The 21,264-nt window shown below is 52.2% G+C and carries 21 protein-coding genes; 10 read left to right on the top strand and 11 right to left on the bottom strand.

The features are described from left to right. Nucleotides 1–36: 36 nt before the first annotated feature. Nucleotides 37–879 (bottom strand): hypothetical protein, encoded by an 843-nt coding sequence (locus ABQ278_RS12500; protein ID WP_349319895.1) that lies wholly within the window; start codon nucleotides 877–879, stop codon nucleotides 37–39. Between the two features lie 753 nt (nucleotides 880–1,632). On the opposite strand from ABQ278_RS12500, the gene ABQ278_RS12495 reads away from it, so the two are divergent. Continuing rightward, nucleotides 1,633–2,046, top strand: coding sequence for a hypothetical protein (locus ABQ278_RS12495; protein ID WP_349319894.1), 414 nt, complete (start codon nucleotides 1,633–1,635; stop codon nucleotides 2,044–2,046). Between the two features lie 189 nt (nucleotides 2,047–2,235). Here ABQ278_RS12495 and ABQ278_RS12490 read toward each other — a convergent pair whose 3' ends face one another. Beyond that, entirely contained in the window at nucleotides 2,236–3,072 is an 837-nt protein-coding gene (locus ABQ278_RS12490; protein WP_349319893.1) for an IS1 family transposase, read from the bottom strand. Nucleotides 3,073–3,178: 106 nt separating this feature from the next. Here ABQ278_RS12490 and ABQ278_RS12485 point away from each other — a divergent pair, with 106 nt between their 5' ends. From ABQ278_RS12485 to ABQ278_RS12475, 3 genes are read left to right on the top strand one after another with little or no spacing between them, the layout of a single operon-like run. After that, nucleotides 3,179–3,484 carry a type II toxin-antitoxin system RelE/ParE family toxin gene (locus ABQ278_RS12485; protein ID WP_349319892.1) on the top strand — a complete coding sequence of 102 codons (306 nt, stop codon included), beginning with the start codon at nucleotides 3,179–3,181 and terminating at the stop codon, nucleotides 3,482–3,484. After that, a complete protein-coding gene (locus tag ABQ278_RS12480; RefSeq protein WP_349319891.1) occupies nucleotides 3,484–4,620 on the top strand; it encodes a HigA family addiction module antitoxin in 1,137 nt (378 codons plus the stop codon). Before ABQ278_RS12485 ends, ABQ278_RS12480 begins: the two co-directional genes overlap by 1 nt. 9 nt (nucleotides 4,621–4,629) lie before the next feature. Continuing rightward, on the top strand, nucleotides 4,630–5,127 hold the full coding sequence (locus tag ABQ278_RS12475) for a hypothetical protein (protein WP_349319890.1): 498 nt from the start codon (nucleotides 4,630–4,632) through the stop codon (nucleotides 5,125–5,127). A gap of 226 nt (nucleotides 5,128–5,353) precedes the next feature. On the opposite strand, the gene ABQ278_RS12470 is transcribed toward ABQ278_RS12475, so the two are convergent. From ABQ278_RS12470 to ABQ278_RS12460, 3 genes are all read right to left on the bottom strand, one after another. Then, nucleotides 5,354–5,599, bottom strand: coding sequence for a hypothetical protein (locus ABQ278_RS12470; protein WP_349319889.1), 246 nt, complete (start codon nucleotides 5,597–5,599; stop codon nucleotides 5,354–5,356). Between the two features lie 727 nt (nucleotides 5,600–6,326). Continuing rightward, complete coding sequence (locus tag ABQ278_RS12465; protein WP_349319888.1) at nucleotides 6,327–8,159, bottom strand: hypothetical protein; 1,833 nt, start codon at nucleotides 8,157–8,159, stop codon at nucleotides 6,327–6,329. Beyond that, on the bottom strand, nucleotides 8,156–8,938 hold the full coding sequence (locus tag ABQ278_RS12460; protein WP_349319887.1) for a hypothetical protein: 783 nt from the start codon (nucleotides 8,936–8,938) through the stop codon (nucleotides 8,156–8,158). The genes ABQ278_RS12465 and ABQ278_RS12460 overlap by 4 nt, the downstream gene beginning before the upstream one ends. Nucleotides 8,939–9,490: 552 nt before the next feature. Here ABQ278_RS12460 and ABQ278_RS12455 point away from each other — a divergent pair. Further along, the gene (locus ABQ278_RS12455; RefSeq protein WP_349319886.1) at nucleotides 9,491–11,467 is read left to right on the top strand and encodes an AAA family ATPase; all 1,977 of its coding nucleotides are present in this window, start codon (nucleotides 9,491–9,493) and stop codon (nucleotides 11,465–11,467) included. A gap of 313 nt (nucleotides 11,468–11,780) precedes the next feature. Here the strand turns inward: ABQ278_RS12455 and ABQ278_RS12450 are convergent, their stop codons facing one another. Continuing rightward, entirely contained in the window at nucleotides 11,781–12,194 is a 414-nt protein-coding gene (locus ABQ278_RS12450; protein ID WP_349319885.1) for a helix-turn-helix domain-containing protein, read from the bottom strand. 58 nt (nucleotides 12,195–12,252) lie between these two features. On the opposite strand from ABQ278_RS12450, the gene ABQ278_RS12445 reads away from it, so the two are divergent. The 4 genes from ABQ278_RS12445 (at nucleotide 12,253) to ABQ278_RS12430 (ending at nucleotide 15,053) form a co-directional block, all read left to right on the top strand. After that, nucleotides 12,253–12,579 carry a nuclear transport factor 2 family protein gene (locus ABQ278_RS12445; protein WP_349319884.1) on the top strand — a complete coding sequence of 109 codons (327 nt, stop codon included), beginning with the start codon at nucleotides 12,253–12,255 and terminating at the stop codon, nucleotides 12,577–12,579. Further along, nucleotides 12,576–13,364, top strand: a complete 789-nt coding sequence (locus tag ABQ278_RS12440) for an SDR family oxidoreductase (protein ID WP_349319883.1) — start codon at nucleotides 12,576–12,578, stop codon at nucleotides 13,362–13,364. Before ABQ278_RS12445 ends, ABQ278_RS12440 begins: the two co-directional genes overlap by 4 nt. Before the next feature lie 188 nt (nucleotides 13,365–13,552). Beyond that, entirely contained in the window at nucleotides 13,553–14,527 is a 975-nt protein-coding gene (locus ABQ278_RS12435; RefSeq protein ID WP_349319882.1) for an alpha/beta hydrolase, read from the top strand. Between the two features lie 82 nt (nucleotides 14,528–14,609). Then, the gene (locus tag ABQ278_RS12430; RefSeq protein WP_349319881.1) at nucleotides 14,610–15,053 is read left to right on the top strand and encodes a RidA family protein; all 444 of its coding nucleotides are present in this window, start codon (nucleotides 14,610–14,612) and stop codon (nucleotides 15,051–15,053) included. Between the two features lie 83 nt (nucleotides 15,054–15,136). Here the strand turns inward: ABQ278_RS12430 and ABQ278_RS12425 are convergent, their stop codons facing one another. After that, entirely contained in the window at nucleotides 15,137–16,024 is an 888-nt protein-coding gene (locus ABQ278_RS12425; protein WP_349319880.1) for a hypothetical protein, read from the bottom strand. A 434-nt stretch (nucleotides 16,025–16,458) separates the two neighbouring features. On the opposite strand from ABQ278_RS12425, the gene ABQ278_RS12420 reads away from it, so the two are divergent. Then, nucleotides 16,459–16,926 (top strand): MarR family transcriptional regulator, encoded by a 468-nt coding sequence (locus tag ABQ278_RS12420; RefSeq protein ID WP_349319879.1) that lies wholly within the window; start codon nucleotides 16,459–16,461, stop codon nucleotides 16,924–16,926. A gap of 178 nt (nucleotides 16,927–17,104) precedes the next feature. Here the strand turns inward: ABQ278_RS12420 and ABQ278_RS12415 are convergent, their stop codons facing one another. The 4 genes from ABQ278_RS12415 to ABQ278_RS12400 all read right to left on the bottom strand — a co-directional run bounded on the left by ABQ278_RS12415 (nucleotide 17,105) and on the right by ABQ278_RS12400 (nucleotide 21,239). Next, nucleotides 17,105–18,004, bottom strand: coding sequence for a nucleotidyltransferase and HEPN domain-containing protein (locus ABQ278_RS12415; protein WP_349319878.1), 900 nt, complete (start codon nucleotides 18,002–18,004; stop codon nucleotides 17,105–17,107). A gap of 88 nt (nucleotides 18,005–18,092) precedes the next feature. Next, on the bottom strand, nucleotides 18,093–18,383 hold the full coding sequence (locus ABQ278_RS12410) for a helix-turn-helix domain-containing protein (protein ID WP_349319877.1): 291 nt from the start codon (nucleotides 18,381–18,383) through the stop codon (nucleotides 18,093–18,095). A 496-nt stretch (nucleotides 18,384–18,879) separates the two neighbouring features. After that, on the bottom strand, nucleotides 18,880–19,989 hold the full coding sequence (locus ABQ278_RS12405; protein WP_349319876.1) for an aspartyl protease family protein: 1,110 nt from the start codon (nucleotides 19,987–19,989) through the stop codon (nucleotides 18,880–18,882). 89 nt (nucleotides 19,990–20,078) lie between these two features. After that, entirely contained in the window at nucleotides 20,079–21,239 is a 1,161-nt protein-coding gene (locus tag ABQ278_RS12400; RefSeq protein ID WP_349319875.1) for a tyrosine-type recombinase/integrase, read from the bottom strand. Nucleotides 21,240–21,264: the final 25 nt, after the last annotated feature.

The raw sequence follows: 21,264 nt of genomic DNA, 5'->3' as shown, positions 1-21,264 counted from the left end.
TAAACTCCCCCATCGGTGCTGACACGTAGGCCAGCATCAACTAGACGTTCCAATCGGCGCCCTCAACGACCTTGGATGGTACAGATGTTCTTGGACAAGGAAAGAGATTTGTTTCGTTGTAGAACTCTGCCTGGCTCGATTTAGCTCGCCATAGCCCGTATCTGTCAAATGTCTGGCGCCATCAATCCATCCATTTGCCAATGCCGAACTTATGGCACTTTGAACCTCGGCAATGGCTAACCCCGTCTTTCGCGACAAATGCTCATCATTCCGAGGTGGGGTGCTCAGCGCCGCCATGACCGTAAATATAACCCGTGCTTCTGGACTCGCAGTCGTCAGCCAGTCGCCAGCAGAAAGCCGTAGTTGCCGCATGTTTTCCAGCTGCAACCTGATCGCGTCAACGTTACTGTCATCATCATCCCATTGCTCGCGTGTTTCAGAGGTAATTCGCTGAGGGAATAGTGGTATCCAGCCCTTCGAGGGCTTTCCTCGCTTGTATAATAAGCGTGGAGCGTTATTCGGAATGCCATGAGCAAATGCTATCAGTGCGCCACCGCCAGCATACCCCATAGAGGCATTCCAATCCGGCCGCACGGGGTCCATTTTGACGCACAACTTTTTAATTCTTAAGGCGTTAGTTCGACCAAATTTGGTTGCAATGGTCGGACAGGCAGAAACTATGCTCACGACCGGCCCGCTTGGATGGGCTTGGACAATTTGTTGACCTTCAGGTGTGGCGGAATAGGCGACAACTTCAAATGTCAGCCCTTTTGTGCGCCTTGCTGACCACCAACTTTTGACGCTGCCGACCTTCCAAGCTGCCTCCAAGTATGTTTTAGCGCGATGTCCACTTCCGATAAAATCGGTGACGAGCATCAAGCGTCTGATCTTAAACTTGCGAATGATGTCAGGACCTGGGTGATTATAAAACCTATCTGGGTTTAATCTGCACAGTTCAGAGATTAACTGGGTAACTATGCCTTCGCTCCCAACGTCCGCGCCTCTAATGGGAAAGATTGGGGACGGGCCTGGGCCATGTGCCCGGAAAGGCGGCCCGTCACTTTCGGCGAAAAGTTTCACCGGAGATTTGTCGATTAGTTCGATTTCTCTTTCGACGTACAACCCGACTGGCTGATTACCATTTCCCAGCCGCTCTAGTATGAGGGAACGAAGCCGGCTTATGAAGGCGTTGCGCGAAACTAGCTTAATTGATTTTAGCAGCCGCCCAGCAAGCTCCTGGTCCTCCTGATCAAACTGCGCAAGCCACGCTAACGTTGATGGCGCGTTTAGAAAATTTGATTTCTGGCTCACGTCAGTTCCGAAATTGCTTGTGCTGATTTCATTCGTTGTTCAACCCGAAGAAGAATTACGGACTTTTTTTCCGTTATGTCGAGTCATAGTTTATAGGTCGATAATCTAAAGCTCAACGACGCCTGCACGCTTCACACGCCGAGCCGTTGTGTTACGGACCTTAACCGCCACCTAACGGTGCCGATTACTTTGAGCCTTCTCGCGGCATGGAGTTTCCAATTGTATCATATTCTCGATGATTAGCGTCTGGTCGCAAGATCGCTTTGAAATGCGGGCCGTCCTAGTCTAAAGGTCAAGCCGTGCTAAGCAAGGAGAGCGGCCATGGCTTTTTTTTGGAGTAATATTTTTCCGGCACTGCTGGCCGGAGGATTAGCTGGGCAACTTGTAACCGTTTTTGGTGGCGCTTGGCTTACCAACAGGCGCGAGCAAAAGAGGTGGCTGGTTTCTGAGAGGTACAAGATTTTTGCTGAGCTCCTATCTATCGTAACCGCGATCCCGAAGTCCGAGGAAGACAAGAGTAAATGGACATATCAAATTCGAGCCTGCTCGCAACGTCTACACGTATTATTCAAAGAAGGCACGGCCCCTCGCGACCTAGCCGATGCACTTGAGGCAGTTTTTCAATTTGCTCGGCAAAGGAAAGATAACTCCATGCCTGCCGATTGGTCGGAAGAACAGCGAAACAGCGTCAGGAGTTTGCGGCAAGCTATGTCCAAGTCTCTGAACCGCGACTGAATCTGCGGTACTTTCAAGGCGCCGCTAAAAAGCATATTATTAGCTTCGCCCGCCGCCCAGGTTTATTGTCCAGGTTCTGCCGTCGCCATAACCTACTACGCAGCCAACCTTTCGTCTATCGACGCCGGCAGTTGGTAGTGTCTCAGTTTGAAATTTGCTCCCCTTTTTATACGGCCCACGCTTTATGGGCTAACTGACACGTGCTTCGATGCGTTCGGCAATATCTTCCAAAGTCCAGAGCTTGTCCGTGATACCAGCCGCCATAGCCGGGGTAACTTTAAGCGTCTTGTGTATGCGGGTGAAGTTATCGAAGGCGAAGTACAGCGCCAGAGCGTAAACGTGGTTATCGATCTTCTTTGAGAAGGCATTTGTTAGTCGGGTGAACCGGCGCATTGACATCCGTATGGTCAGATTGGAGCGTTCAACGTAGGACGTTGAAACGTGTTTCATTTCTGAGCCATCCTCAATTGGTGTCTTCTTGGCAGCGGTGAACTTGGCGGGGCTGTAGCGGCCAGCCGGGCCTTGAGCTTGGCTGTAAATTTGCAGGAGTTGCGCGTAATCGATATCGCCACCGAAAGCGCCCTCTACGGCTTGAAGATAGGCTTTATGGCCGTCCGTAATTAATTGAACGCGGTTGGCAATACGGCAGCGGAGATCGTCCAAAACGACCATTGCGCTTTCAGCCGACCGATCACCGACATAGTACGAAACCATAAGCTTCGTGTCGGCATCAAGGGCGGTCCAGGTCCATACATCGCCATCGCCTTCCGGTGTATCTTCTAGGCCGAGAACAGTGTGGGCCTTGGTATAGCGGAACGACCAGATTTCATTGCACTGTATGCGCGAGGCTTGAACGTCGCGCACAAGTTCATTGTGCAACTCAAGGCAGGTCTCGCCAGCGTCAACCAGCAACTTCGTCACCGTGTTGATCGAAACGTCAACCACGCGGCTGATAGAGCGCATGGAAGAGCCTTCGCAAAGCATGGCGAGGATTTGGGTGCGTTTGGCGAAGGTCAGCCTATTCATGAATTCAACATGAATTCTTCCAATCTCCAAGTCAAGCATTATGTTCATATTGACGTTTATAGTCAATTTCCATTGACGGCTTATGGTGCATGGCGTACAAGCGATCATGAGCGGTATGAGAATCGTGTTTGCTGATTGCAAACTTGCCTTGATAGAGACAGAAGACGCGGGTGCGACAAAGCTCCCAGTGGCCGTCATTAAGTCTGCACGTCGCAAGCTGACTGTCTTAAGGGCGGCAGTCGATGATCGTTCACTAAGGAACTGGAAAAGTCTCCACTACGAAAAACTAAAGGGAAACCGTGAAAGCCTGCGTTCAATTCGATTAAATGACCAGTATCGTTTGGTCTTTGAGTTGGATGAGACTACAGACCCGCAGACAATCACGATATTGGCAATTGAGGATTACCACTGATGGCTCGTGATGCACCATTGCCGGTCGAACACCCCGGCACATTTATTGAAGAGGAATTGGACGCCCGTGGCTGGTCTCAGGCGGACTTGGCGTATGTGTTGGATATTGATGTTAGCCAACTTAACCGCCTTATAAAAGGCACGACTAACATTACTCCCGACACCGCGCTGGCTCTTGCCGATGCTTTTGATATGCCTGCCGATTTCTTCTTAAATTTACAAAAAATGTACGATCTGAGGAAGGCCAAGCCCGCCGATCCCGGAGTAAAAACGCGTGCATCATGGCTCTCCGTCTTTCCCATAAGGGAAATGATAAAACGCGGCTGGATTGAGGACGCCGAACCGGAATTGCTCGACCTTCAGATGATGCGGTTTTTCGGCAAGAACCGGATTGAAGACATTCCTTTCGTAAGTGATGCGCCATTAATTGCGCACGCTGCCAAGAAGAGCGCATACGACGAAACCACACCGATCCAATATGCATGGCTTCACCGTGTTAGGAAAATTGCCGAAGGTGTTCCTTGCCCACTTTATTCCGAAGAAACCCTCAGAAATAACTTGCCTGCTATTCGGGCGCATATGCTCGACAAGGATGATTTTGTTCGCATACCGGAAATTCTACTTCAGTGCGGGGTAAGGTTTGTGCTTGTTGAAGGGTTGCCAGGGTCGAAAATCGACGGCGTCTGCGTTTGGCTAGGAGGTCAGCCGGTTATTGGAATGACCCTCAGGCTCGACCGGCCAGATAACTTCTGCTTTGTTTTAAGGCATGAGATTGAGCATATCCTCCGTGGAGACGGGAAGGCGGAAACCTTCACGCCAGTTGATGAGTTCGAGGCAGATGAACGTGACGCGCTGCCTGAGTGCGAAATTATTGCAAATGATGCTGCGGCCGATTTTTGCGTTCCGCGTGCGAGGCTTAAGTCATTTATCCTCAGAAAAAGCCCCTTCATTTCTGAACGAGACGTCTTGAGCTTTGCGGCGCTTATGGAAATTCATCCGGCTGTTGTGGTCGGGCAAATACAAAATGAGACTAAAAAGTTTAACTGGCTGCGTAAGTACCAGACAAGCTTACGAGATTATCTTTTGGAATGGGAATATAAGGACGGTTGGGGCTACCAAGCTCCAACTGGTCTGTAGGAGAGCGAAATGGCCGACTACAATGAGCAGGTGAACCGCCTTTGGGACGAGTGGATAGAAGAAACCCGTCAAACGTCTGGTGATGCTGGAGAATTCGTCGAGTGGGCGCTGGCGGGGAGGCGTCTTGCACCAAGGCCGCAGGACATAAAACACATCCTACGAAAGCAAGTGACCCAAGCTCTACGGCAAGCCAAGCGCTATGACGAAGATGGTGGCTTCACCTATCGTGCCAAGCAGTGCGTTACCCTGCTAGAAGGTGGGGTGGCGTTGAAGCACTATTTTGATACCGACACGGGAGGAACATCGACGCTGCGCCAGAAGTCTGTGCATCAACGCCGTGAGGCGGTCGCGCATGACGTATATCGTGCTGTTTGCGATGTTGAGCGGATGAACAAAATGTTCCCCAAAGACCCGCAATTGAGCTTTTTTCTTGAGTTCTCTGATGACGTGGAAGAGCTACGTGCCGCAGAACGATTGGATCGTGACGATGAGTCCGACGCGGCCTAGCTCTTTTTCCAGCGGGCGGTAGCGGCTAAACTGGCAATTTCCGATCTTTGAGCCGGCGTTAGCGCTTTCGCCCTAGCCGGGCCTCCTTTGGCTCCACCTTTTTTTGCTCGTGATACCTTGGGGGTATAACTTCCCTCTTCAATCTCGCCAGTCGCAATCTTAGCGACCATTACAGCGAGGCCGATAGCGTCGGCAGGGCGCTTTTGTCCGTTAGGGCCTTTAGGCATTAGTCATCCTTGCTGGCGCGTCGATCGACTTCGTTGTCTGTCGCCTCTTCTAAAGCTTCCGCGATGTAGTCATGGAGGTCGCCTACATATTCCTCCAAATCGTCCTCGCTAATCCCAGCGACCGCTGCGTCGGCTTTGAGCTGCTCGACGTGTCCAGATACAATCCGCTCGCCGGGGTCGTATGGACCGGCATTTATATTCTCTAAAACCCAGGTCTGTGCGAAATCGGTGATGTGCTTGCTCATATTGCCTCCATGCTTTTCGCTAAGCATATAGGAGGCCGGGACGGGATGCGATAGGCGATGCGTCAAATTTCAAACTGAGACACTAGGCAATGTTGACAGTCCGAAACCCTGCTGCTTTTAACCGCCTTTCGACACGACCAAGACTGCACGGAGCATGGCCTATACCGTGTAGCAGCATGATCGTTTCGGCAGGTTGTTCCATATCAGCATTACAAAGCCCGAAATTTGAGTGAATTGAACTGTCAAATTGTAAAGGGGGCCGGGTCCAAAAAAGTCGCCCTCTCGCACGCCACCCGGTCGAAGTCCGATAGGCCAAAACACTCGCCTTGCAGGCAGGAACAACATCTTGATTTCTAACACATAGGCTAGCACAAGTATTTTTCAATTGGCTAAATTATGTTTAAATTCATGATGATATGAGAATTTTTCTCAGGCTCATAACCTGAAGGTCGTCAGTTCAAATCTGGCCCCCGCAACCAGTCTTTATGACAACAATATCAAAGAGATAGCCGCCTCACAAGGCGGCTTTTCTGCGTCCAAAATCCGTCTTCAGCTACCGCATAGCTACCACTTGAATCAAAAAGACACACACGGAAAAATGTGAACAAAGGTGGACGGTGGAGTCGGCTGATTTTGGTCAATTGGCCCGTTTGACTACTGTAGTGACACGATGCCGAGTTTGATCAGGGCTGGATCTGAGAAGTGGTGTCGAGGTCTTACGACCTCATCAATATGAAACCCTACCAGATTGTTGATGCTGGCCGCCCGTTGCTGAGTAGAGGGTTTGTGGAAACTGGCTCGTGTAGGTAAGGACCGTAGCCAGAAACGCCTGGCTTTTCCCTTTGAGCTCATTAGTTAGAGAGGGGGAGGTGGAACCGAGCAGGAGTGAAAACATCATCGCTTGGTCTGTGAGTTGCCCGAGTTGATCAATCTGTCTCAAGGCGATCTGTATCTGTATCAACGTTGAAATTATTTGAGGCGTGAGAGTTGTACGATTGAAATCATTCACCAAAACAGCAGCCTCAGCTATGAGCCGAGAGCGCATAGCGGTCGCTTGTTCGCCTTGGAATATTTTTTCGGCGTCCTCAAATGCTGTTTCTAAACCCAGCCGGCCAAGCGAATTTCTCCAAGTTAGATGCTGCCCTACGACATCGTTATAGAGTGAATGAGTTTGGTGGTTATCAATCCAGTTTGCAATGACTTCATGTACTTGGGGGTCCGTGATGTAGTCGGCCTCTATCTCCAGCACGACTTCGGGCCATGATTTCATCTGAGAAGTGTTCTTTAATAGCCAAGCTTTGGCAATCTGCTGGTGCTCCTTAGAACCTAAGTAGACGCCGCAGGCCCGCCAAAGGCTCGGCCAGTTTGAGAGCATTGGATTTCCATTTTTGAGATACTCAATTGATTTTGAGACAACAAACGCGGAGGGCTGCGCCGTCGCGTTGAAAACTGTGATCCAAAAATTAGAAATGTCCGCAAGCTCTAAAAATCGCTCCCTGTCACCGTTCCAAATATCCGAAGACTGCGGATCCCAAAAAATGAGATTGAGAACGTTCTTTTGAAAGCCGAAATCGTTGTGATGAGCCCCCATTTGTTGGAGGCCTAAATGTGCTAATTCACTTGTCAGGCCAACCTCGTTTACCATCCCGCGAAAAACTTGGGCCCAACTCGATATTCTCACGCCCTTGGTTTTCGCGATGATCGCATCACGCAGAAACTCTGTGCCAAGTTTGGCGAGTGCCGGCGCTGCCTTTAGAAATCGTTTTCGAGTCGCTTTTCCCAACAACGACCAAATTTGGACCCAGTTCGAACTATAACGTCGTCCAGACAGTGCTGACAGGCTCAGATCGAAAAATCGAGCGTAGCTATGTGAATTGAAGAGCAAGGGTACGAGGACAAGCTCAGGCTTATGGCGCCCCCAGAAATCAGCGAGCCACTCTGACGCAATGTCTTCCAAAGTCCGTCTAAGGTATTCGTCGCGGGTCGAATTCCATGTGTTCGACCAGTAGACACTCCACATCCGATCATGAAATGTCGATCTCAGGCGTTGTATCTGTTCGGTTTCAGAAGCGCCTGTCGTACGACCGGTGCGGGACCGTTGAAGGCCCAGTAGTGGAGAACTGAGCTCTCGTCGTTTCCATGAACGCCTTACGTTGCGATTTTTGAACAAAGACGCAGCCGCTTCTACGGCCTTTGTCCGCTTCATGGCATCGCCAATAAAGGTATAGGCGTCTACGTTGAAAAACGGCGTTCCGAGCTTTCGCAGATTCACTTGTCGCAGTAGCCGAGCCAAATCCATGGCGGTTCCGTTGAGAATAGAACCATCTTTCAGTCTGACGGCAAAATGCGCAGCATCTCCCGAGGCGAGATTAATCTCTGCCGGCACTTTGTACTCCTGATAATACCCGTCGATAGATATTTCATAGAAAAAATCAACGCGGCCCGCCTCATCCACCTCATGCGCGAAAATCAAATTTGAGTTTGGTGCCGAAAAGTACGGGATGAGAAAACACGCGCTGTTCGGTCGAAATGATAGGTATCCAGCGAGACTATAGGTCAAGGCAGCAGGCCGTTGCGTTGGTAAAAATCCAAGACGCGGTCATAGATAGAGCTGTAGGCGCCTTGGACGCTTAACGTATGTACGGGATATGAAATGGGCTCGGCACCCCACGTCTCCGTAACTTGCTTTCGAAAATCAGCGTCGTCGAAATATTCGGACGGCGCTATGACTGCTAGGGGATTGTCAGCAACAAGATCTATTGGCGAACCATTTTGAATTTCGATAGTCATTCGTCGGTCGTCAAATTTATCGGAACCGCTGTCACCAGATAGACGGTGGAGACCGCGGACTTCAGCGTCGAATGCGCCCAAGTTATGTTCTGAAATGAAGTCATCTTCATTTACAGGTTTGGAACGAAAATAGTTCCAAGGGCTTCCGAAGAAAGCACCAATGATTTTGCCAGGCGTCTCCGTAGACGTCTCCGCTGTAAATTCCTCCAGCGGCATTCTCTGTATATAGCTTGGATAACGACCGCCAGCGAATGCGCCAGAATCGAACGGAAAAATGCGACGAATGTCCGAGAGGACCTTAATGTCGAAAATGAAACAGCAGGGATATTCCCAAGGCGATCCCTGGCCATCAGAGTCTAATTTGTAGGCAGGTCGACCAACAAAAAAGTAATTTAGCTCCTCGGTTTTAAAGACATCACACTCGGTTACTTGGAGCATGTTGCTTTGTCGAAGTTGGCCGAGATTGTATGCTCGTGTCGAGTGCACGACGGGAAGACCGTCGGCCACTTTTATAGTGTTCTTCGCCAAAAACGCTTTAAGTTTGCTCATTTATTTTTGCCCCTCGCGAAATTCAATATGCCCGTAAAGATTGAAAATACAAGGGCCGATTAGTAAAATTTGCAGTCAAGGTCGTCTGTTTCCGGCAAGTTTTGTAAGGTTTAAACCTGCGGATTGGGTAATGGAGCCCATCCTAGTATCTAGGTGCCTGTGGCTCTCGAAAGTCACTTCGAGGGGAGCCGTTCCCCATCAGGATGTCCGCTTTGGGGGGCACACCGGGCAGCAGGGTCATCTTGAGAAAATGGTAGTATGAGGCCTCACGGCACTCAGGAGGACAAGGTCGGACTGGCGTCTCGGCAGCTTTGTGTCGCCGTGAATTGCATGCAATCATCTCCGGGACACAAATGCAGGTGCGACACGTATAGTTGCGGGGCTCCACAGCTATAAATTTATGAAACAAATCAAAACTTGAAACAACCGGGCAATTTGTAGCCGACTTGACCAGGGCGCGTCGGCGTATGAAAATTTTTTGTCGCCTTCAGATATAGATATGGGTAGGTTCAACCGGGAAAGCACAAATGGGTCGGCTAGGGAACTCGCTCTATGATAACTCTGACATTTCATCAGTCTCACTTATCAATTGTTAGATTTCCACAAACAAGTCTGCCAGACTTTACTCTCATCACTGGGCCAAACGGCGCTGGAAAAAGCCACCTGTTGCAAGCCATTTACCAAGGCTTGATCAAGACTGACGTGGCACCAGAACAGAATGCGGGAGATTTATCACGGATACGGTTATTCGACTGGTCCACAATGATACCGCAAGATACTGGATTCTTTTCAAGTGAAAACATTAGGCAAGAGCGCCAGAATTTATATTCGCAATATACAAACCTAAAATTAAACCATGGGTGGCTAGAACCCGCGCGAAATATTATTCGCGATTATGGTTTGAGTGACGAATATTTGAGCGAGCCGGGCAGGGTGGCTTCACTCTCCGATATTGATTTAGCAAGCTTGCTAGGTGATATCGAAAAAGTAGCAGCCCTAAGGCAGGGCCTAATTCCTCAACTCAATCAGTTTGAGCATAACGTTTTGAGTAATCTTAGCGTGGATATGCGAGAGCAATTGCGCGCGGTTTCCGCGTCCACAAAGCGTCCGATTTCGGCACTCTTGGAGCGTGACATATTGTCACCTGCGATACCCACTTGGGGGCAAAATGACCTCTTTCAGCAGAATTTTGCGAAACTATTTGTCGCGTACCGGGATTTGTTGTTAGCCAATAATCTCGCGGAATACCGTGCGTCAAAAGGCAATGAGGCGACGTTCCTAACTGAACAAGAATTTATCGAGAAACATGGTCCCGCACCATGGGACTTCGTAAACGAATTTGTCCGGGACGCAGGCTTGGATTTCTCAATTAACTCCCCAGTGCTCGATGAATACACCCAATTTCAGCCGATGCTCACCAAGCGATCAACAGGTGTTCCTGTTGCTTTCAGCGCGTTATCATCTGGTGAAAAGGTACTAATGTCATTTGCGTTTTGTGTTTATTATTCGAATGATAGGCGGCAACTTTCAGTCCAGCCTAAGGTCCTTTTATTAGATGAGATCGATGCACCTCTACACCCCTCAATGTCAAAAAATGTAATCGATACAATTACTAAAACACTTATCGGCACTTTCGGCATTAAGGTTATCGCTACAACCCACTCGCCATCAACTGTTGCATTGGCGCCTGAGGAGAGCATTTTTACGATGATCCCAGGGCAGTCAGGCCTTCATAAAAGTTCCAAGGCGAGTGCGCTGAATATACTTACTGTTGGGGTGCCGACAATTTCGATTTCTTACGATGGCAGAAGGCAGGTCTTCGTTGAAAGCCCCACAGATGCACAAGTCTATGACAGCCTCTACAAGCTAATAAAGCCCAAAATAGTGTCGGATAGATCTCTTGAATTTGTGGCAACCGGAACTCGCACCTCAGGTGGGGGAGACGTAAACACTGGTTGCGACAATGTTAAACGTATCGTCGAAGATTTATCGTCGGCAGGAAATATTTCGGTATTTGGGCTGTTGGATTGGGACGGTAAAAATCGGCCCACGGATCGGATATCGGTATTAGCCTTTGGAAGTCGCAACGGTATCGAAAACGTTGTCTTTGATCCTTTGCTGATCGCAATCACCATTTGTCGCGGGTTTCCGGCCGAACGGCACCAGATTGGAGCAACTGGGGAATTTAGCTATTTTGAGTTGGCAACGTATACTAAAGAGCAGTTTCTGCCGTTAGTTACTACGGTTTGTGAAAAAATATTCCTCTCAGCCGCTTCAGAAACCATTGTGTCAAAATATGTTAATGGCTTGGAATTGGAAATTGACGCGCGCTGTGCAACCACGGATGACCATGAACTTGAGGGAATGATCCTAAGGGCTTTTCCCTTTTTGAATTCAATTTCAAAAAATCAAGCTGGCAAATTATTGGACCATGTCATCAATTTGGTTCTGGCCGACGGAGTTGGCTTCATGCCAATGGAAGTAATGGATGTGATGGTCGAATTACTGGAGCGACCTGCACACAGTTAGGTGCCTATCAAATCTACATGTGAAGCAAAAGCAAGATTAAAGCAATGCCTCCATGCCATCCGCAATGCCTTGTCTGCACGTCATTTGAGGGGGCACGATATGCCGCCAGTCGGCGTCGAACAGGCGCCAACCTAACTCAAGCGCCGAGGCACTCCTGGCAAACCGTTTGAACTGTATCGCGGAGACTGGCGATCCGCTCTTCAAGCCATTTCAGCTCATGTGTAAAGGTCGTACTTTGCAGGCAGTGAGTGTTGTTATAGTCGGGACAAAGTGGGATGATGTGCTACGTTTTTCAAAACGATATGAGCGGGTATCATCCAGTAGATTCGGATTGGGTTGCGATCATACGCGGTAACAGCTCAGAGGGCGCAGATTCAGACCATATAAGCAGCTTATCCAATACCGGACACAAGGACTGGCCCCAGTCTGTCAGGTGGTATTCGACTTTTGGAGGAACCTGCGCATGGACGATGCGGACGACGACGCCATCCGCTTCAAGCTGGCGCAATTGCTGAATTAGCATTTTTTGGGACACGCCCGGAATAGATCGTTCAAGTTCTGAGAACCGGCGCACATGACCGCCAAAGAGCTGGAAAAGAATCACCAGCTTCCAGCGTCCTTCAAGCACGCGAATAGTATTCTGCACGCTTTGCGCAGCGGAATCAGCTGTGTATTCAACACGCTTACTTTCGGGTAAGTCCCTTACTTTTTCGTCTGTTCTTGTCATTCCCGGAGCCTAATCCTAGTTTTGTGTAGACGCAATGCAGGATGAAAAGAGTTCCGATATGATTGATCTACCTAAACCTATCGCCGACTATGTGGACGCTAATGCCCGGCTCGATGCAGAAGGGATGCTCAAGTCTTTCACGACGGACGCGGTCGTCAAAGACGATGGCGGAACGCATAGTGGCCACGCCGAGCTACTGAGGTGGCTCCAAGAGGCAACGATCGCCAGTGAAGCGATCTTCACACCCGATACGGTCCGACGCGAAGATGGCCAGTTTGTTTTGGAGGGACTGACCTCAGGTAACTTTAACGGTAGCCCGTTTCGCTTCACCTTCCGCTTCACGATTGAAAACGATCTGATTACCGCCCTGGTGATTTCGATATGATGGCGCGTCCCGATCCCAAGGAATTTGACGGGCGCCGTGTCCTTATTACAGCCGGCACTAAAGGTGCGGGGCGGGCGACCGTGCAACGCTTTCTAGCGGGCGGCGCAAAGGTTATCACGGCGGCCCGGACAGCGCCGGACGACCTTAATGGCATCGAATTCGTGAAAGCCGATCTGACGACCGGCGAAGGGTGTGCGACTTTGGCGGAGGCAGCCCTTAAACGTTTCGGTGGCGTCGATATATTGGTTCATGTTGTAGGCGGCTCATCTGCGCCTGCAGGTGGTTTCATGGCGCTGACCGATGAGCAATGGCGGGCAGAGCTTGACTTAAACCTGATGACGGCCGTGCGACTGGATCGTCTGCTCATACCGAAAATGGTTGAGCTGGGCTACGGCAGTGTCGTGCACATCTCTTCGATCCAGCGCACGCTTCCGTTGCCGGAATCGACCATCGCCTACGCCGCGGCAAAAGCAGCGCTGTCCACCTATAGCAAGGCGCTTTCCAAGGAGCTCGGCCCGAAAGGCGTTCGGGTTAATGTGGTGTCGCCCGGCTGGATCTATACCGAAGCATCGGAAGCCTTGATGGAAAGGATCGCTGAAGCGACAGGCGGTACTTTGGAGGAGGCTCGTCAGAGCATACTCAAGGCTTTGGGGGGGATTCCGCTCGGACGTCCCGCCGAACCGGCGGAGGTTGCAGAGCTGATCGCCTTCTTGGCTTCTGACCGCGCGTCGGCCATCCATGGCGCAGAATATGTGATTGACGGCGGAACCATCCCCACCATCTGACGCCGATGCGTTGGCCTTTTCGATGAGGGCTGATGCGGGCGTGCAAAGTTATGGCTGCTGCCCTTCGTGTGGTTTGTCCGCACGTCTTCATATCTTGAAAAAAATACTGGACAGGCCGGAAAAAAGAATATATTCCGATAAATGTTATCGCGATAATGATTATCGCAAACTTTAAATAAGGAGCTATCATGAGCCAATCTAATCAAACATCCCGCCGAACCGCTTTGGCGGCCAGCCTCGGTCTGGCGACGGCAGCCTTGTCCATCGGTACGGCTGCTGGGGCCGCTTCGAAAAGGGCAAAGCCCACTGTCGCAAACCCTAAGCGCGTGGACAGCGGTTTCGTCACGACTTCTGACGGCGTGCAAATTTTCTATAAAGATTGGGGCCCGAAGACGGCCCAGCCGATCGTGTTCCATCACGGTTGGCCCCTGAGTGCCGACGATTGGGATGCCCAGATGATGTTCTTTCTTCTGAAGGGGTATCGCGTTATCGCGCATGATCGACGTGGGCACGGCCGCTCGACCCAAACCGACACCGGAAATGAAATGGACACCTATGCTGCCGATACTGCTGCGCTTACCGAGTACCTCGACCTGAAGAACGCCTTTCACGTCGGCCATTCCACGGGCGGTGGCGAAGTTGCTCACTATGTTGCTCGCGCCAAGCCCGGACGTGTCGCCAAAGCCGTCCTGATCGGCGCAGTACCGCCAATCATGCTCAAGACATCCGCCAACCCAGATGGTCTGCCTATGGAGGTGTTTGACGGCTTCCGCGCTGCGCTGTTGTCAAACCGGGCTCAGTTTTTCAGGGACATTCCTTCCGGCCCCTTCTTCGGCTTCAATCGACCGGGCGCCAAGGTCAGCCAAGGCTTGATCGATAATTGGTGGCGCCAGGGAATGATGGGTGGTGCCAAGGCCCACTACGACTGCATCAAGGCGTTTTCGGAGACCGATTTCACGGCCGACCTCGAGAAGCTCGATGTGCCAGTCCTGATCATGCACGGCGGTGACGACCAGATTGTCCCAATCAAGAACAGCGCAGAACTGGCTATCAAACTCGTCAAGAAGGGTACCCTGAAAGTTTATCCAGGACTGCCGCACGGCATGGCCTCCACCCACCCGGACATCATCAATGCCGACTTGCTGGCCTTTTTCCGAGGCTAACCTTGGCGCGGCTGGTCGCTCATTCAATTTTGGGCGACCAGCTCCTCAACACCACCCCGTCACGCCTTCTTCCGAGAGTCACATGAAGACGAAAGCACTACCGCTCCTGGCGCTCTTACTCGCCAGCACGGCGTCGGCAAGCGCCGAACCCTCCAGGCAAAGGATTGCTACAGAAAACGCACCGGCGGCGATCGGTCCTTATTCCCAGGCTATAAAGCTAGGGGATACCTTATATGTATCCGGCCAAATCCCGATAGACCCTAAGTCCGGGCAACTTGTCGCGGAGGACGTCCGCTCGCAGACCGAGCAGGTATTGCAAAACATTGACGCTATCCTGAGTGCAGCTGGTTATTCCCCCCGCCATGTGGTGCAGGTTCAGGTCTATCTCACGGACATGAATGACTTCGCAGCCATGAATGGTGTTTACGCGCGTTACTTCAAAATCCTTCCAGCCAGGACGACCGTCGCTGTCACTGCCCTGCCAAAGTCTGCAAAGGTCGAAATTGCTGTTACGGCAATAAAATAACACAAGAGCCTCCCGTACCGCTCCGGAGGATTTCCCGACGGACAGGCCGATCTGACAACCACAGACGGGGGCGCAAGGGCGGTTCAAGGACGGCTGAGTTGCGCATCTACGGCACGAAGCCGGGCCTGCACCGCCACCTGTTTGAGGGGTTCAACCCTTATGATCACTTGCCCGTTGCGGTCACGCACCTCGAAGATCAGGGGTATTTTATCCCGCTGTGACAGCGTGCTCCAGGCAGCAAGCTCTGCAAAGTCTTCGCCTGCCGATGCCGTGGAATAGAGGCTCACAAAGGGGGAGCGGGCGAGAGCGGCGTAAAGCGCTGTGCTTTTCGCCGCAGGGAGGCGAGGAGCGCGCCGATACACCGACTGCGCTAGCGGGCCCTGCGCATAGGGCTCGGCCAATTCCCGATAATCTTTCCACATGTCACCGAAGCTGCCACTGTTCCGCGTCAGGCCCAGCGAACGGTCAACCACGTGACTGGCCTCATGCAAAAGAAGGTAGGGCAGGGCCGGTGCCTCAGAGGCGATGACCTGCACACTCAGGCCGGAGCTATCATCGCTAAAGAGCGTACTCTCCTTTTGGGTCAGGAAGTACGACAAGGAGGCATCCAGTATGTCGGCGCGGATGGTAATATCGAAGAGAGGTTCGCCATTGGGCCCCTCGTACATGCGGGTGAGCGCCGTGCCAACGCTTGCCGGGGCCTCGATGAAGCTAAGGCGTGCAAGGTGCTTTTCCAGTATGCGCTGATGAAGGGGAGGCAGGCTGTTGATGGCCTGCTCTACCAGCGCCCATTCCCGATCCGTCAGTTCATGCGCCTTCGTTTCCGTGGCACCCGCCTGTACATAGGCGGCAATGGTGTCCGGATGCGGTGGGCCTACGCGGTCTTTGAGGGCATAGGCCAGCGCATTGGCTTGGGGTTCCGGCGTTTCAGAGGCAAAAGACGCGGGCGCGGCAAGTAGGAATATACCCATAAAAAAGCCGTAGGTGCCACGCCGAAGGATGACCGGCAGACAAGGGCAGTTCCACATCGGCAAATGTCTTTCATAAAAGGGACGGATGGCGGGTCATTGATATCCGTTTGAGCGTAACCCGATGCCTGTATCACGCTGAAAAAGCAACTGGAAGCGGCAGAGTCTGGAGCGCCGTTCGCTCCGGAGACAGACGGGCAGGCCGGTTAGCGCCCTTTTGAGACGGTTTGGGCCGCCACCTTCCTATCGTCACCGGCTTCGTTGATGACGGCCGACCCAGGCGGGCGAAACCGCCAGCATGCTCGGCGTAGCGGCGGTGGCAGCGAGAACCGAGTGGATCTGCTTTTCATCATGGTCTCCATTGTTTTTTTACAACTATTATCGCGATATTGTTTTTCGCAATGTTGCCACCTATATAGAGGTCAAAGGAGCGTCATATGTCAGACGAAGAAAGCGGTCCGCCTCCGCTGGAGGCGCAACTGTGCTACTCGATCTATTCGGTCGGGATTGCCATTCAGCGCATCTATAAGCCGCTTCTGGATGAGTTGGGGCTTACCTATCCGCAATACCTCGTGCTCAATGTGCTGTGGCTCAAGGATGGACAAAGCGTCGGTGCGGTCGCTGGGGCACTGGCTCTGGAATCTAGCACGTTGACCCCCATGCTCAAACGTCTTGAGGCGGCTGGGCTGATCATGCGGACTCGTAATCCGCAAAGCGAGCGCCAGGTGCTGCTGACCCTCACGCCCGACGGGAAGGTCATGCAGAGCCGCGCCGGATGTCTGGCGCAGGCCCTGCTTGAGGTCTCCGGGCAGCCCCCCAAGGCTCTGGACGACCTGAATTCGCATATCCGGGATCTGCGTGATACCCTCTATGCCGGGATGGACGGCTGGCAGACACCTGCCTGAGGGAATGCGCCCACTGACGATGCGGCTTTCACAGCTCAGATACCACCGGATTTTTCGCTTGCGAACCACCTCAACCTTATCGAGTTTCTGGACCAATACGATCCGCCGAAATCAATCCTTTAAGCTCTATGTGCTCAAGGAAAAAAATGGGGATGGCACGATTAAAGCAATGGTGGACCTATCGCCCGAGGCGCTCCTGGCAGACCGTTTGAACCGTATCGCGGAGAATGGTGATGCGCTCGTTGAGCCATTTCAGCTCTTCCTCTGAGACGGCATACTCTGCCGAATAACGCGCCTCTACATAGGCCCTACGAAGGCGGTCAAAGGCTTGCCGGTGCAGTTTGGCATCATTGGGCCAGATGGCCTTTAGGCGGTCGTCTAGCGCCTCTGCTTGCGACCGCAGCATGGTAATGCGGTGACTTTTGGGCGAATAGAGCGTCAGTACCAACAGGACGCAATGGTAAAGCCGCTCTGCCGCCTGATGAAGATTGAAAGCGGTGAGCTTTGCGTTGCCACGTTCACTATGGAAGTTTGCGGCTGCCTGAAACTCGACAGCATCTGGAAACCATTGGTCGTAGTTAGCCTGCGCTTCGTGTCTGACATCGACCGCCGTGAGCGGCTTCGGCTTAACCAATGTGTGCCCAGGCGCTTCGTAAAGCATGATGCCGTCACGGGCGATGTCAGTGAAAAACGGGCGGCCCTTGGCAAGCTGGTCGTTTACATCGGCCAGATCGTGGACGATGAAACTGACCGGCGTTTTGATATTCTGAGTGACCGTCACCTCGCGGATGAAATGCTCATCCGCCTTGCCCCAATATTCATGCAGATCGGTGAACTGATGACTGTTTACGACAATCAAAAGGTCATAGTCCGAGCGATAGCCTGAAAGCCGATCTTCGACCCAATCTCCCCGTGCGTAGGAGCCGAACAGGATGACCTTCAAAATACGACCGAGCTTACGTTTGTCCGATAGCTTGGTCTTGGTGACGTCCTCGAACTCATCGAACAACACCTTCACCACGCGCTCAAGCTCGCGGCGTTTCGTGTCCGGTAGGTGAGAGAGCTGATCGGCCAGCATCGAGATTCCTGTGAGGTGGAAATCCGAGTCTAGCACCGCTGCCGGGCGTGGGCTACCGCTTTTGCGGCGGCCCAGTTACGAGTGAGGCCTACCTACGCTTCTTCAATGGCAATTCGAGCTGTGTCCATTGTGGAAGCCCGTTGGCGTCGGGCTTCGTTGCCGGCACCTTCGCGGGCGCGGGCGGCGCGGGTGGTTTCACTGAACTCCCGCCATCGATAAACTCCAACAGGTCACGGTGCATGATCAGACGCCGTCCGCCAATTTTCACCGACCGCAAGGCCCCTTCGGCGATCCTTTCGTAAAGGAATGACCGGCCCAGGCCTGACGCCTTCGCAGCCTCGTCTATGCGGTATGAAATCTTGTCGTTGGCATCTGGCATGGGGAAGCCCTCCAGACCGAATAATACCATGCCAAGCCGGTTTGGCTGAAAGGCCTAGGAGGGTCAGGCAACGCCAAATGAGGTCAGGCGGCGCGCCGAGCGAGACCCTAATAAATTGGATCGGGGCGCAAACATCGCGGTCTGTGGGCTCTTGCCGGCCCGACCAACCATAGGCCAAAGGGCCAAAAAGAGCCCATTTTTTGTGGAATTTTGGCGCGCTGCAGCAAAAGTCAATTAACGCAATAAAAACAATATATTACAGCGAAATAACTCCTAATTTTTTTGTTAAATCCTGAAAAACGATGTGCAGACAAGGGCTTACGCGAAACGGGAGTTGAGCCTTTATCTTGCCTTCACTACGTACCTTTTTCGTTCCGATTTTATCGCGGTATTCAGGTGCCACATTTTGTGCGCCGCACACTAAGGTTGAGCGGATCGAGGAAATACTATCACTTCCCCCTAACTACTTGATGGACCAGTTTGCTGTAGGGACGGTTCAATAATAGTTGCGTAGAGTAAGATTTCGCACTTCTCCGGTGGCCAAAGTCAATCGCACCGACACGCGTGCATCCTCATGTTTCCATTTCTGTGTTTCAGCGTCCGTGAGCGACGAAACCGGGATGCCATCAATCCTGGCGATTTGATCGCCTTCCTTAAAAGCGCTTTCGGCGCCAGGGCTACTAGGCGCAACAAAAATTACCTTAAGAATATCGTTCTGTCGTTCGAAGGCTAGGCCGCTTCGTTCGCGTTCAAATGGGGCGCCCAAATTCCTTGAGGTTGCTGCCACCCATAGTTTTCCTCCAGGAATATCCCAAAAACTCCTAAACCGCTCCAGAAACGGTAAGCCAAGGTTGATTTCATATGAAAGTTGGGTCTCCGAAATCTCGGCCGGGACGTCGGTGAATAGCATTCCCCCTAACGCAGCGTGCTTTAGCGTGGTCATCGCAATTGTATGAATGCCGGTAAGATCGCCAGTTATCCAGGACGATAAAGCTCGGCCCTTCAAAAGGTCGTTTTCACTTGCCCACGATTTGCTGATCATCAATGGCGTATTGCTTCCTGAATCGAGCGAGGCTTTTGCCGACTTGCCCTCAATAAGAACATCCGTAATCAGAGAACCGCGTTTCCCTGCCGTAATGTCGACAGGTACCATACCTTGCCTGGGTTTTCTTTTCTGAAAACTTGCACGAAGATTTGGAGCATCAAGATCGAGGCTCGCCCTTTGGAGGATGTTTCGGCCGATCAAAAGATCCGCCCCCAGGCCTGCCGCGTCAAGTGAAGCAATAATTATGGGATATAGGAAATCTGCGTCTCCTATGCGGCATTTGATCGGGTCAGTGATTCCGGCATTAAAGTCGCCATAAATAGCTTTGCCTGTTAAAGGCTTTGTGGGTTTTATCCCCAATTGGTTTGCTATCTTTGTGTCTAGAATACAGTGGCTTGCACCACAGTCGAAAATTCCCCTTAAGTTACTCCCATTCAAATTGACCGGCATTATCAGCCCATCGTCAGATCGTAGTAGCTTGAAGCCTGTATCCGCCAATGCGGGACTAGCTGCGCACAAGCCTAGCGCAGTGCCCGCTTGTAAGAAATAACGCCTGTCCATAAATGCCCTCGCCTATGTCGCCACACCTTCAACCTAATATTTAATATCGAAAGCAGAAATGTGGCGTAGGTTCTGCCAGAAAGCCCTTGTCATCCGAAATTGAGAGCCTCGCTGATACTGTCTGCAATCCTGCTGGCGGCAACCTTGATTGGGGTATTGGCAAGGTGCGCATATCTCGCCGTGGTCTGTACCTGACTATGACCGAGCAATTTGCCGATCATCGGCAAGCCTTCACCGAGGGCGAGGGCGCCGCTGGCGAAAGAATGGCGCAGGTCATGGATGCGAACGTCATGCAAGCCGGCCACTGCGCGGATGCGTCGCCACGGATGTTGCAGATCGGTGAGGGGGCGTCCATCATTCTTTCCGGCGATGACGTAAGGGTTGCTGTTGATGCGGTCGATTTTGAGCAGGACATCAACCACACTCTGCCCGATATGTACCGTTTTCGCTCCAGTCTTGGAGTTTGGCAGGCGTAACTCATAGTCGGCCAGATAGACGTCGTCCCACCTGAGCGTCATGATCTCGTTGAGCCTGCAGCCGGTCAACATGAGCAGTCGGATGGCGTTGATCGCCGAAGCTGTCTCCGTCTGCCCGTGTTCGGCTTCATGCAGCGCCTGGCCTAACGCCTTGTACTCTTCCGCACTCAAGAAGCGGGCGCGCTTGCGTTCGGGATATTTTTTGACGTGCAGACAGGGGTTGCTACCGTCCGGGCGGATATTCCACACCTCGGCCAGATTGAACAACACCGACAAGACCCCCAAGGTGCGATTGGCCTGGTAGGGTATATGACTGAACGCGCCGTGCAGTTCGGCGATGTCCGCCCGACCGATATCCGTCACCTTGCGCGACCCAATACGTGGGACAATGAACAGATCTACATTGCGTTGATATTCCGCCTGCGTCCGGGGCTTGCACCGCACGGCGACGTGGTCACGCATGAAGCGCTCACATAGCAGCCTAACCGTTGGCGACTTGCGCATCTGATCGAGCTCGAAGGCCGGATCACGGCCGTTCTTCGCTTCCGACAGGATGTTGTACGCCCTGCTCCGGGCTTGTTCGGGAGACACCGGGCCATGTGGTCCCAGCGTGATAAAACGCTGCCGTCCTTTGACCCGGCACTTGACCAGATAGACCTTATGACCGGTGGGCCAGACGCGCAGACCGAAGCCGCGTAGTTCGTCATCCCACAGGCAATAGGTCTTGTCCTGGACGGCAGCGGATTCCACCGCGCGCTTGGTCAGTTTTGTCATGCCGTCAAACTCCCGCAGCTACCGC

The sequence above is a fragment of the Asticcacaulis sp. MM231 genome (assembly GCF_964186625.1).
GTDB lineage: Bacteria > Pseudomonadota > Alphaproteobacteria > Caulobacterales > Caulobacteraceae > Asticcacaulis.
Note: the sequence above shows the minus strand (reverse complement) of the source record. Positions and strands in the feature narration are given on the sequence as shown.